This is a genomic window from Clostridium sp. MD294, from assembly GCF_000364165.2.
In the GTDB taxonomy this organism is placed as follows: domain Bacteria; phylum Bacillota; class Clostridia; order Lachnospirales; family Anaerotignaceae; genus Coprocola.
The window spans coordinates 2508988-2520939 of the sequence record NZ_CP097810.1; the positions used below are offsets into that span (position 1 = coordinate 2508988).

Consider the following 11952-nt stretch of genomic DNA (forward strand, 5'->3'; position numbering starts at 1 on the left):
ACTTTTCTCCCCTTTTTAAACTATCATTTGTATTATTTTAGTTCAAAATGAACATCAATATTTCCTTTTCCAACAGCTTCTTCTAGCCTCGTTATATCTTCAATATATCCTAATTTTGTATAATTATAAGAATTAGGAAAAGTATCATAAAATACTACAATACAATTGTTGCCATAAAGCATAATATCACCTTTGTTTATTGTATCAGGGCGTTCACTATTTGTAGGTAATGCTGTTGGTATATAGTAATACTTTTCATTACCATGCAGTTCTGACATCGTGTATGTAACTGGAAATTGTTTTATAAATTCTTGTGTTGTGGCATTGTTATATAATATTGTACTAAAATCTGTGTTACCAATTTTCATTGTTACCATAGTATTCTCTTGTGTATTTTCTACTATATATTGTTGTGCTGGTTGTTGTGTTAAATTTATTGTTTCATTTGTAGTACAGCCTATAGCACCCAATGCTGTAACAGTAAGTGCAAACAAAAAATTTTTCATGTAGACTCCTCCACTTTATTATCAATCCATTTTATAAATTTTGCAGGTACACCAGCTACAATACTATTTGCTGGTACATCTTTTGTTACTACCGCACCTGCTGCAACAATGGCATTTTCTCCTATTGTTACACCACCTAAAACAGTTACATTTGCACCTATCCATACATTTCTGTCAATTATAATAGGTTTTGGTATCATACTTTGTCTTTTTTGTGGGTTAAAGTCATGGTCAAGTGTAGCAAAAACAACTTTGTGCCCTATCAACGTACCATCTCCTATAGTAATGCCGCCTTGGTCTTGTAAACAACAGCAGGAATTGATAAATACATTTTTTCCAATATTAATATTTTTTCCACAATCTGTATAAAATGGTGGAAACATTCTAAACGTATTATCAACAGGTTTTCCAATTAACCTTGAAAAAATATGACATATTTCTTCTGGTGTATGATAACAACAATTCAATTCTGTTGTAATTTTTATTGCTTCTTGACTTAATTCACTCATATATTGATGTACTTCAGAACCACCTTGTATTTCTAGCCCCTGATTTACATGATTTAAAAATTCATTTGTATTCATGATTATCCCCCATTTTTTATTTATTCTACATTTGCACTAATTACAATAATTTTATTGCCCCAACTTTCTAATATGGGATTATTTTCTACCACTGATACAAAATCATCACCAGCATCAAAATAACCTAGCTTTGTATATTCCTTACTAATTTGTACGTCTTTATAAAATAATACAATTTGATTTTCCTTTTCAAAATAAACTGTATCTGCTTTTTGTGATGTAATACTTTCTGTATTTTAAATAATTTCATATTTTGAAGGAATGTTATAATACTGCATAACTTCCTAATTATCATAGTCATTATAATGATAAATAAGAAGCTCCCTTCTTCAAATTGTGCAGCGAATAAACCATTTTCAAGTAGTTTTATTTCAGAATTTGTTTTGATTACATTTGTTGTATTTATGGCAATATTTCACTATATTTTGCTGTTGATTTACAGAACAAATTGTTATTATAGACATTGTAAAAAATACTGCTAGTAAAATACATATTTTTCTTTTTATTTGTTTGCTCTTTTCTTTTGGATTATTTTAGCATAACAAATATATAATAACAAATACTTATATTAAATAAATATTTATGCTTTACAGTTATATAAAAATGTGCTACACTGATAAAAAGGAGTGATATTATGGAAATTAGAGTTTTAAAATATTTTATTGCCATTGCAAGAGAACAAAGCATTCTAGCTGCAGCAGAAAGTTTACATCTTTCTCAGCCCACGCTTTCCCGACAAATTAAAGATATGGAGGAGGAACTTGGTAAACAGCTTTTTATAAGGGGAAGCAGAAAAATTACACTTACAGAAGAAGGTATGATATTAAGAAAACGTGCAGAAGAAATACTTGATTTAGTGCAAAAAACAGAAAATGAAATTACACTTTCTAATTTGATATGTGGTGATATTTTTATAGGAACAGGAGAAACAGATGGTGTTCGTTTTATTGCAAAAGCAGCAAAAATGTTAAAAGAACAATATCCAGATATCCATTATAATATTGTTAGTGGCGATTCTGTTGACATTATAGAAAAATTGGATAAAGGATTGATTGATTTTGCAGTTTTAGTAGGGAATGTTGATATTTCAAAATATAATTATATAGAACTGCCAATAAAAGATATATGGGGCGTTTTGATGAAAAATAATTCTTCTCTTGCAAAAAAAGAATTTATTACTCCTGAAGATTTATGGGAAAAATCTCTTATTGTTTCTCGTCAAGCAATAAAAGGAAATGACCTTCCTCAATGGCTGAAAAAAGATATTTCCCAATTAAATATTATTGCTCATTATAATCTTGTATATAATGCCTCACTTATGGTAGATGAAGGTTTAGGTTATGCCCTTTGTCTTGATAAAATAATCAATGTTACAAATACAAATCTTTGTTTTAAACCATTTTATCCAATATTAGAAGTTGGTATGAATATTGTCTGGAAAAAATATCAAATTCTTTCAAAAGCCTCAGAGAAATTTTTAGAAAAATTGAAAGAAATATTATAATATAAAATCATATCATAATGGAGTTGAAAATGATGTATCAGTTTATTTTGAAAAAAATTTTGTTTTTTATAATACTTTTATATTTTACAAATGTTGTTTTTGCAGAAGAAAATAACATTTATAGTATATATGAAAATGGACGAAATGAGATAATATTTCAAAATTCTCCCTATCAGCATAATGATATTATATATGTACCATTAAGAGAACTTGCTGAAAGAGGTGGTTCTCTTGTACATTATTCTAATTCAGAAATATCCGTATTAGCTGATGGTAATGTTACACTTTTTAAAATAGGAGAGCAAAAAGCAATTTGCAATTTTAGTGAAATTTCTCTTCATGCTCCTGTACAAAATAAAAATGGTGTATGTTATATTGCAGTAGAAGATATAAAATATATTACTATCAATTTTATAAATAATTTAAATTATGTGGAGTATGAAAAAGAAAATAATACAATTAGTGTATACTTACGTGAAAAGAAATTACCAGAGCAAAAAAAAGATTTTAAAAATATTGATTTTGTTTTAAAACTTTTAAATGAAGCAAAATCAAATGTCATAATTTCTCCAAAAGCAATAAAACATCTGGATTTCAATAACAAAATAAAAAAAGAAGATTATTTTTCACAAAATATTTTACTAGATAAAAATGATAATATAGTTAATGAAGTGTATTTTTGCTGCCCTTGGCGATATGCTTTTTCAGAAGAACACAATATTTCTGAGGCATTTTATTATAAAAACAGCATAGAAAATCAAATATTTATGTGTCATACTAGTTTATATGAATATTATAAAGATGCAAATATTACTGCACTTTCTACAGTATTTCGAACAGAACAACATAAAGAATTGCCTTATGAAATTACCTTTCTATTGTCTGAAAACAATATAACAAGTGATATGATAAGTAATGTTAATTATTATAAAGATGAAAGCTGGGTTAATTTGAAATTACCTAAAGTAAAATTGGACTCTTATATCCAATTAAATGCCAAAGAATTAAATGTTGATAAAGAAATCATACAAAAAGTTTCTTTTGATTTTGGGCAAAAAGGTATTAATACAAACAGCAATATAGAAGCAGATGGATTTTCATCAGTTATGACGAATATTATGGATTTTAATGCAAATAAACCATTTTATTTTTGTATTACAGATACTCGAAATGATGACGTTTTGTTTGTAGGAAAATATGGTTTTGAATAAAATTCTACTTAATTTGGACTTTTTTCAATTCAGGCTCTCTATAATAAATTTATACTTAATGTAAGTTTGCTCCTTTTGTTGTAAATTAATTATATCAAGTATAATTGATTTGTTCTAAAGGAGTTTTTTATGTCATTGAATACAAAATTTATACTACTTATAAAGTCATATCCTCATAAAAAATACATCATATTCAGTATTGAGCAAAGGCAGCAACACCATAGTATGCAAGATATGAAACAGTAACAGTTAAAGCGGCGGGATAGTAAACTGCTGCCCTGTTTTAAGCTTTCATCAGGCATATAACTGTGAATTATTATTTTACATTAGTCGTTTTGGTTTTTGCCCATGAATGTGCCTAACGCCTAACCGCCATTTAACAGGTTTCGATTTTCCTGGAATATTTAGTTATTCCCCTATCATAGTTTTGAATTTTTCATCAAGTTTGTCATATCCATAATGTTGTTGGCTTGTAGAAAATTCAGTATATTTTTTGCATCCTTAAGATTATACAATGATTGGGAATATTATGATTTTTCTACCTATGCCTTGCGTTACAAAATGCCTTGAATATAGTCGGCAACGACGGACTTACTCCTGCTGTGGGATATGATTTTGATACTGCATAATAAATTGTCACACGCCGCACTTCTTTCTGCGGGTAACTCCCAGCCTTCTCTTTTGTGCCTACAGAAGCGTATATGTATATAAATGCTGTAAAATCAACATTTTTAAAGTAAAAAAAGCGTATAGCAAAACGTATCTGCACACGTATTTGATACACATATACGCATTATTTTAGAGTTTATTCTTTGTTATATAGTTTTGTATAAAAAGCTAATTAGCAAAACAAAAAGAAGCTCTTTGCGATTGAGAGCAAAATATACCCATTGCACAAACCTTTGGTTTATTTACTTGGTCTATTTCACAACTGCATTAAGCTTTTTGTCACTAACATTATAATAGTATAAAAGAGATATTTTTCAATTATTTTTGAAAAAGTGAGAAAGGAATATCGTAAGAAATTTATTTATACAATTATCAAAACTGAGTAATGTAAAAGGTAAAATAGATTATATTACCAATCCAGAAAAACAAGAAAATTTATATGCGACTTATGAAACAGTACAAAGAAATTTAAACAAAAATATGGTGTAGAATGTGTTTCTGTACTTCATTACAATAAAAAGAAAACCAATTATCATATTCATTTGATTTTTAGTGAAAGAGAGTTACTTGAAAAGGAGGAAGTAAAAACTGCATAAAGAAATCTATTTTATAATAAAAATGGAAAAAGAAAGTATTATAAAAATTGAGAAAATTAGAGCAAAAAGTAAATTTATATCAACAGAATATAGAACAATATAAAAGTATAAGAAGATAATCAGATAAAAAAGAGGTACTTATTTTAACAATAATTTTTTAATATAATATATTGACAATTATCTATGTATATGATAGAGTCTTTTACATAGATAATTATCAATGTGAGGTGATATAAAATGAATGCATTAGACATAGCAGTTATATGTAAAGCACTTGGAGATAGTAATCGTTTACAAATTGTCCAAATGTTATCGGAGGGAGAAAAGTGTGGATGTAAATTGTTGGAATATTTTGATATTACACAACCAACTTTATCACATCATATGAGAATATTATGTGAATGTAATATTGTGAACGATAGAAAAGAAGGAAAGTGGCATCACTACTCTTTAAATTGTAATACATTGCAAGAATTTAAAAAATTTATTGACAATCTATATTGCACTAAATGAGGAGGTTGCAGCTATCTATGATATGGAATTTTATAGAAATACAAATATTAGGTATGAAATGGCTGAACACATTGATAGGATATGCACTAGAAAAAATTGGATTGAATATATATGGAAAATTAGGAAGTAGTATTCACTTTTTTATTTATGATGTAATAAAAATTACAATACTTCTTTGTATATTAATATATATGATTTCATATATACAAAGCTATTTCCCACCAGAGCGAAGTAAGAAAATATTAGGTAGGTTTAAAGGAATTGGAGCAAATTGTATCGCTGCATTATTGGGAACGGTTACACCTTTTTGCTCCTGTTCTTCTATTCCACTGTTTATTGGTTTTACAAGTGCAGGACTCCCTTTAGGTGTAACATTTTCTTTTTTAATTTCATCTCCTATGGTAGATTTGGGAAGTCTTGTGCTTTTGATGAGTATTTTTGGAACAAAAGTAGCTATTATTTATGTAATCGTTGGATTAATTATTGCAATATCTGGAGGAACTTTGATTGAAAAATTACATATGGAGAAATATGTAGAAGATTTTATTTTAAAAGCAAACAATGTTGATATTGATAGTACTATACTTATGCAAAAAGACCGTTTAACCTATGCAAAGGAACAAGTTATATCCACATTTAAAAAAGTATTTCCATATATTTTGATAGGCGTTGGGATAGGTGCGATAATTCATAATTACATTCCAGAAAATTATATTGAAGCTATACTTGGTAGTTATAATCTATTCGGTGTTATTCTTGCTACTTTAGTAGGAATTCCAATGTATGCGGATATATTTGGAACAATTCCTGTTGCTGAAGCATTACTTGTAAAAGGAGCAGAATTAGGAACAATTTTAAGTTTTATGATGGCTGTTACAACGCTTAGTTTACCCTCAATTATTATGTTAAAGAAGGCTGTAAAGCCAAAACTTCTTGGCATATTTGTTGCAATATGTATAATAGGAATTATCATTGTAGGGTATTTATTTAACTTATTTCAGTTTTTTATAATTTAGGAGGATATGAAAATGCCATTATTTGTATTAGGAAAAAAGAAGAAGGAAAAAGAATGTTGTTATAGTAATAACTATACACAGGAAACAATAAAGCATGCTGAGAAAGAAAGACAATTTTCTGAAGTAAAAATATTAGGTGGAGGTTGTAAAAAATGCAATCAATTGGAAGAAGCAACAACAAAAGCTCTTGTTGAATTAGGTATGGATAGTAATATTGAACATGTAAAAGATTTTGAGAAGATAGCTTCATATGGAGTAATGACAACTCCTGCATTGGTTGTAGATGATAAAGTAGTATCTTATGGCAAAGTGCTGAAAAAAGAGGAAGTAATAGAAATATTAAAGAAAGTAAGAGGATGATTTTAAAAAAAGTGATGTTTCTATATGTGTAATACAAACGTTTACACAAAGTAAATTATATGAAACAGTAGAAATGCAAAATTCTATAACTCCAAGATATAGTTACATTATATCAGCTAATTTAGATTTTTGTATTAGTAGTTCTGGAGCCAAATATAGTATATACATATATGGAAATGAGATTACAAAAATTTCTGGTACATTAACTGCTTCTGGCAGGGGAAGTTATGAATTGATATTTAGTGGTAGTGTCAGCACAAAAAATGGTTCTGAGCCAATTACAATATCTGAAACATATTTTTATTAAACAGAAATCATTGACTTACAATAAATGAAAAACTATAATAAAGGCAGTTCTAATAAACAAAGCTGCCTTTATTTTTTATGCTAAATTTCAAATAATTTATTCTTTTTCATACCAAGAGTAAAATCTTACATTTGATAAAGCGGACTTTTCCCAAGCATATGTAATTTTTGTGTCATTAAAGCATTGGTATCCTGCCATAGACATATATAAATCTGAAACAGAACTAGCTGTATTTCCGTGAGGATAGATAATAACAACATGGTCAGAAGTAATACCAATTGTAGTATATCCTTTATTTGCACTGCTTTGAGCATCGGCATAATTAACAGAATATTAGTGAAGCGTTTTGTTTCCTTTTAATGCTTCTAACATTGTTGCACAAGTACCACTTGGAAGAGGAGTACCATATTCTTTTGAAACATCTTGAGCAAAAATATTACAATATGTTTTACCTCCACTTGGTTGATATTTTGATGTACCTTCCACATCAATGTCGTCTATTACTTTTTTGTAGTCATCTTTAGAAATTGCCATACTATTTTTCCTCCATTTCTTTTTTGTTTTACACTGTAATTTTTAAACAAGCTAGGCATACTTTAAATGGTTAGCCTTTTACATCTAAAGTTTTTACTTGTTATATTAAATAAAGATAAAATTTGGATATATTAGCAACCAAAACAATAAAAAAATTTAGAAATTTAAAATATAGAAAGGATAGTTGATATGAAACAATTTAAAAAGATAATCACTGCTGTAATTTTATGTTCTCAAATTTTAACACAAGTATGGGCAAAGGAAGCAGTACAAACCCCTTGTTATATTAATACAATTGATGTAGAAAACAGTGATTTTGAAAATGGAAATTGGAAATACAAATTTACTGCTTCTGATGGTACTTCATTCTTATTAGAAGAAGGACAAAAGCATACATTTCTTATTGTAAATGGTAAAATATCCTCTGAAAATGTTGTCATTCAAAATGATATTTCTTTTGTTTCATTAGAAGGAATTTGTAAAGAATTGCATTTGCAAAAGGAAGAAAATAAAAACAATATTAAAAATGGACTAGACAACATTGTAGTAGATAGTTCCCTTTCAATCAAAAAGAATAATGAAATACTACCAATAAAAGCAATTTATGTAGAAAATGAAATATATGTACCTTTAAAAGAATTTGTAACCGCTTTAAATGGTGCTGTTAGCTATACTACAAAAGAAATAATGCCTTTATATAACCCTTTGATATGTATTGATACAAGAGAACAAAAAGTAACAAAAGAACAAGCATTACAAATGGCAAAACAAAAAATGAATCAATGTTATCAAAATTTTTTATTAGAGCAAAAAAATGACAATGCAAATAAAATGCTCATACAAATTCAGCAAAAAATAAATGCTATGCAGTGTATAGAGGATACAGCTAGTTTTTGGATAATAGATGCTTCTTATTTACTGCTTGTAGATAAAGTAACAGGAGAAATTTATTATAAAACAGGTCATGGCAATGCAGGACATGGTTCTTATGTTGAAACGATTGATAAAGTAGATAGTAATACAATAGATTTTTTTGAATATATCATTAACCATAATTTTTAAAAAAGTAAAAAATATTAAGTAGTTAATTACTATTAAATCATATTTACGAACTATTGTCACAATATGTACTAAATATCTTATAAATTAAACTGTTCTGCTACAAGTGCAGGTGCTAGTACCAGACTTACTTTTTGTAGAATAAGATTATTGGCAGATATTGCAAATTCTTGTGATTGGACAGGACAATAATTTATACATTAAAAAGAAACCCACTATTTTTTGCAGTGGGTTTCTTTTTTAATCAATTTCTATAATGGTACTTTCATCAGAAAAAAGGGATTTCCAAATACTGCAATATCTTTTTTTGACAAATTTTCTGCTACAGCCATAGATATTTGAATCAATTTTAAATTTTTTAGGGAATACAATGCTTCTAATGTATTTAATGAAAAATTTCCGTCTGTCAAAAATAACTCCTGCAATTCTTTCATATTAGACAATGCAGAAATATCAGAAATATCATTTCCTATTAAACCTAATTTTTCTATATGATAAAAATTTTTTAAAAAAGATATATCTTTTAAAGGAGTATCTCCTTGCTGGCAGTAATTGATATTACATTCTGTCAAATTTTGTTTGTTTGGCAATTTTTCAATGGACTGATATTCTTGTGCGATACAGTTGGATAAATGTAAAGATTTTAAATTTTGTAAGTATGACAAAAAAGAAAAATCGTTTATACTGCAATTTTCTATAAAAATAGATTCTAAATTTTGATATTGTGATAGCATAGAAGAATCATTTAAAATTACACCACATATGCGAATCGTTTTTATCTCATCAACAGTATAATCTATTTCTTCCAATGACAAAAATTCGATTGCTGTTTCAGAGGAATACAACATATCTTCGTATTTAAAATTGATTTCTATTTGCGAATTTTCTGTATATTCATTCTCTTGTTTTTTATTATCAGAGCAAGCTGAAAAAGAGAAAAGAATAAAAAGAAATAAAAATAGCCTTTGAAACATATGATTTTACTCTTCTGCTTTTATTTACATTCTATGCTAATTGTTTGTATATCATCAAATTCTTTTACTGTTTCATCTAAGTTAGAAGTATCAAAATAAAAATAGAAATCACTGTGACCATTCCCACCACCACCACGAACAAATGTAACAGGGACTGAGATTCCATTAATAGACATTTTGATATGTTCATTTGCCAAATCAGTTCCTTCTTGTACCTTTTTTCCTTCTTTGTCTTGATTTAACATTTTATTCATCATCTGACGCAATTCACTCGTTTGATTTATTGTACGCGTTTCAACTTGAAAATGAAATCCTAAATGTCTTTCTTAACTCTGACTCCATGTTACAGTAAAACCTGTAAAATATTGTATATTTTTTTCAGTAATATCAAACCCATCATTTTCATTTTTTTTAAATTCTATAACAAAATCTGAAATGTCTTTTGAAATATCTTCATCATAATTTTCTTTTACTTTTAAGCTCCATGATGTGCTAGTAGGTGGCGAAACATAATCAAAACATATTTTCCTTTCTTCTGGATACCATGTTACATCACCATAATATTCTAAATCGTCCATTAAGATAATGGTCTGACCACCTATATTATAAGCGTTTACATCAATACTTTCTTCATCAGTTAGTGATAGAACTTCCAAAATGACACGACTACCTGTATTATAAGATTTTTCATCTCTGTCAGCTCCATAAATAAGTCGTGTAATAATATCGGTTTCGTAAATATTTGCTGCGAAAGAGCCAATTGCCTTTGTATTTTTTGAGGGAATATAATCTGCTGTTATTTCATTGGGAGATGCAATATCATATTCTATTCGTAGAGTACGTTCAGAATCTGAATACCAAACATCAAAACCATATTTTTCTAAATCTTCTGCAACAATTCCTGTATAACCATTGATATTATAAGACCGAATTGGCAAGCCATTGATATAGGCAACAATATCTGTATTGACCGCCTTTCCAACAATATCTCCTGTTTTCGCAAAAACAATACTGTCACTCATCATAATACAAAATACTAAAACAATACAACTTACTAGTTTTTTCATAAAACATTCCTCCTTCATTGATGATATGATTATAAATTTCTTTTTATATATAAACAACAAAAAAGACAAATTTACTACAAATTTTTTGAAAGTATTTTATATTTTTTTAAATTCTTATTTTTTGAATAAAAAAACTGCCTTATGATAGTTCATAAAGCAGCTTTTTATGTAGATATTAAATGTTACAGAGTATTTTCCGCTGTCATTTACAAATTTAACTGAAAACTCATAGATAATACCTTAGTTGCTAAGATTATGGTCAGAAAGTTTTGTAGAAATGCACTTTCCAGCAGGAGCTACCAAATGGATTTGGAAGTAAATCAGAAGTAGCAACAGCTTTATTTATTTTTAAATTAGAAATTACTGTTGTATTTAATTTTAAATATCTTATTGATTTTTATAAGTCACTAGCATTTAATGTAATGGTATCTACTACATATTTATAGCCATTGGAATAACCAGAATATTGTTTTCCATTGCCATCTGTTTTTGGAATTATAGTAGCTGTATCATCTATATTCCATTTGTTTTCATAGATATATACTGTGATAATAGCTTGTTTATCTACTTGAAACTCCATTAAACCATTGTAAAGCCCACTGTAATAAAGCAATTCTTTATCAAACCAATAAGAACTATTTTTAGCTATGCTTCCTTCTGATGCTGGTGAAGAATTAAAATAGTCTTTTATTGTTTCACCTGCAACTTCATTCCAACTTTTTTTATTATCAAAATGATTTGTGTCATATCCTAATTTTAATTGTCTGAAATGCAATGTTGTACTGTTTGAATTAAATATTTGTATACCAAAATTTAGTTTATGCTTTGCTTCAGGTGCATCTGTACTATTATTGTATTAGTAAGAAAAGAAAATCTGATGTGTGCCAGCTGGAACAGTCACTTGATTTAAGCATTTGTTACAATCCGTTTTTTCTTTATATCCATACATATTATTTTTTAATGCTTCAGGGTGATTATAAGTCACAAATTTTTTGTTTGTGTCTAATGAATAGTTTACAGGTAAACTAACATCAGTAGACAAATTAGTTAAA

General features: G+C 27.8%; 15 protein-coding genes. 7 read left to right on the forward strand and 8 right to left on the reverse strand.

Features of this window, described 5'->3' with window-relative positions:
• Positions 1-32: 32 nt before the first annotated feature.
• Genes C820_RS12340 through C820_RS14600 form a run of 3 tightly spaced genes read right to left on the reverse strand, consistent with a single transcriptional unit; the run spans position 33 to position 1314 of the window.
• Positions 33-506 carry a cyclophilin-like fold protein gene (locus tag C820_RS12340; RefSeq protein ID WP_004033349.1) on the reverse strand — a complete coding sequence of 158 codons (474 nt, stop codon included), beginning with the start codon at positions 504-506 and terminating at the stop codon, positions 33-35.
• Complete coding sequence (locus C820_RS12345; protein WP_004033347.1) at positions 503-1090, reverse strand: DapH/DapD/GlmU-related protein; 588 nt, start codon at positions 1088-1090, stop codon at positions 503-505. Before C820_RS12345 ends, C820_RS12340 begins: the two co-directional genes overlap by 4 nt.
• Positions 1091-1110: 20 nt before the next feature.
• Complete coding sequence (locus C820_RS14600) at positions 1111-1314, reverse strand: cyclophilin-like fold protein (protein WP_207635775.1); 204 nt, start codon at positions 1312-1314, stop codon at positions 1111-1113.
• 410 nt (positions 1315-1724) lie between these two features.
• On the opposite strand from C820_RS14600, the gene C820_RS12350 reads away from it, so the two are divergent.
• The 6 genes from C820_RS12350 (at position 1725) to C820_RS12380 (ending at position 7266) form a co-directional block, all read left to right on the forward strand.
• Complete coding sequence (locus C820_RS12350; RefSeq protein ID WP_004033344.1) at positions 1725-2594, forward strand: LysR family transcriptional regulator; 870 nt, start codon at positions 1725-1727, stop codon at positions 2592-2594.
• 29 nt (positions 2595-2623) lie between these two features.
• On the forward strand, positions 2624-3805 hold the full coding sequence (locus C820_RS12355; RefSeq protein WP_004033342.1) for a serpin family protein: 1182 nt from the start codon (positions 2624-2626) through the stop codon (positions 3803-3805).
• Between the two features lie 1502 nt (positions 3806-5307).
• Positions 5308-5583 carry an ArsR/SmtB family transcription factor gene (locus tag C820_RS12365; RefSeq protein WP_004033341.1) on the forward strand — a complete coding sequence of 92 codons (276 nt, stop codon included), beginning with the start codon at positions 5308-5310 and terminating at the stop codon, positions 5581-5583.
• A 17-nt stretch (positions 5584-5600) separates the two neighbouring features.
• Positions 5601-6599 carry a permease gene (locus C820_RS12370; protein ID WP_004033339.1) on the forward strand — a complete coding sequence of 333 codons (999 nt, stop codon included), beginning with the start codon at positions 5601-5603 and terminating at the stop codon, positions 6597-6599.
• Between the two features lie 12 nt (positions 6600-6611).
• Entirely contained in the window at positions 6612-6959 is a 348-nt protein-coding gene (locus tag C820_RS12375) for a thioredoxin family protein (RefSeq protein WP_004033337.1), read from the forward strand.
• Positions 6960-7032: 73 nt separating this feature from the next.
• Positions 7033-7266, forward strand: a complete 234-nt coding sequence (locus C820_RS12380) for a hypothetical protein (protein ID WP_004033336.1) — start codon at positions 7033-7035, stop codon at positions 7264-7266.
• Between the two features lie 333 nt (positions 7267-7599).
• Here C820_RS12380 and C820_RS12385 read toward each other — a convergent pair whose 3' ends face one another.
• Positions 7600-7800 (reverse strand): hypothetical protein, encoded by a 201-nt coding sequence (locus tag C820_RS12385; RefSeq protein WP_004033335.1) that lies wholly within the window; start codon positions 7798-7800, stop codon positions 7600-7602.
• A 189-nt stretch (positions 7801-7989) separates the two neighbouring features.
• On the opposite strand from C820_RS12385, the gene C820_RS12390 reads away from it, so the two are divergent.
• Entirely contained in the window at positions 7990-8862 is an 873-nt protein-coding gene (locus C820_RS12390; RefSeq protein ID WP_004033333.1) for a hypothetical protein, read from the forward strand.
• A gap of 248 nt (positions 8863-9110) precedes the next feature.
• Here the strand turns inward: C820_RS12390 and C820_RS12395 are convergent, their stop codons facing one another.
• From C820_RS12395 to C820_RS12410, 4 genes are all read right to left on the reverse strand, one after another.
• Positions 9111-9833, reverse strand: a complete 723-nt coding sequence (locus C820_RS12395) for a leucine-rich repeat domain-containing protein (RefSeq protein ID WP_004033331.1) — start codon at positions 9831-9833, stop codon at positions 9111-9113.
• Between the two features lie 20 nt (positions 9834-9853).
• Complete coding sequence (locus C820_RS12400; protein WP_004033321.1) at positions 9854-10090, reverse strand: hypothetical protein; 237 nt, start codon at positions 10088-10090, stop codon at positions 9854-9856.
• Between the two features lie 69 nt (positions 10091-10159).
• Positions 10160-10900: a hypothetical protein gene (locus C820_RS12405; protein ID WP_004033319.1), complete on the reverse strand. Its 741-nt coding sequence runs from the start codon at positions 10898-10900 to the stop codon at positions 10160-10162.
• 397 nt (positions 10901-11297) lie between these two features.
• Positions 11298-11675 (reverse strand): hypothetical protein, encoded by a 378-nt coding sequence (locus C820_RS12410; protein ID WP_004033317.1) that lies wholly within the window; start codon positions 11673-11675, stop codon positions 11298-11300.
• Positions 11676-11952 lie beyond the last annotated feature (277 nt).

Coding starts and splice junctions, on each gene's coding strand:
- C820_RS12370 (WP_004033339.1), top strand. CDS start 5,601: ATGATATGGAATTTTATAGAAATACAAATATTAGGTATGAAATGGCTG.
- C820_RS12395 (WP_004033331.1), bottom strand. CDS start 9,833: ATGTTTCAAAGGCTATTTTTATTTCTTTTTATTCTTTTCTCTTTTTCA.
- C820_RS12350 (WP_004033344.1), top strand. CDS start 1,725: ATGGAAATTAGAGTTTTAAAATATTTTATTGCCATTGCAAGAGAACAA.
- C820_RS12405 (WP_004033319.1), bottom strand. CDS start 10,900: ATGAAAAAACTAGTAAGTTGTATTGTTTTAGTATTTTGTATTATGATG.
- C820_RS12375 (WP_004033337.1), top strand. CDS start 6,612: ATGCCATTATTTGTATTAGGAAAAAAGAAGAAGGAAAAAGAATGTTGT.
- C820_RS12345 (WP_004033347.1), bottom strand. CDS start 1,090: ATGAATACAAATGAATTTTTAAATCATGTAAATCAGGGGCTAGAAATA.
- C820_RS12355 (WP_004033342.1), top strand. CDS start 2,624: ATGATGTATCAGTTTATTTTGAAAAAAATTTTGTTTTTTATAATACTT.
- C820_RS12400 (WP_004033321.1), bottom strand. CDS start 10,090: ATGATGAATAAAATGTTAAATCAAGACAAAGAAGGAAAAAAGGTACAA.
- C820_RS12390 (WP_004033333.1), top strand. CDS start 7,990: ATGAAACAATTTAAAAAGATAATCACTGCTGTAATTTTATGTTCTCAA.
- C820_RS12385 (WP_004033335.1), bottom strand. CDS start 7,800: ATGGCAATTTCTAAAGATGACTACAAAAAAGTAATAGACGACATTGAT.
- C820_RS12340 (WP_004033349.1), bottom strand. CDS start 506: ATGAAAAATTTTTTGTTTGCACTTACTGTTACAGCATTGGGTGCTATA.
- C820_RS12380 (WP_004033336.1), top strand. CDS start 7,033: ATGCAAAATTCTATAACTCCAAGATATAGTTACATTATATCAGCTAAT.
- C820_RS12365 (WP_004033341.1), top strand. CDS start 5,308: ATGAATGCATTAGACATAGCAGTTATATGTAAAGCACTTGGAGATAGT.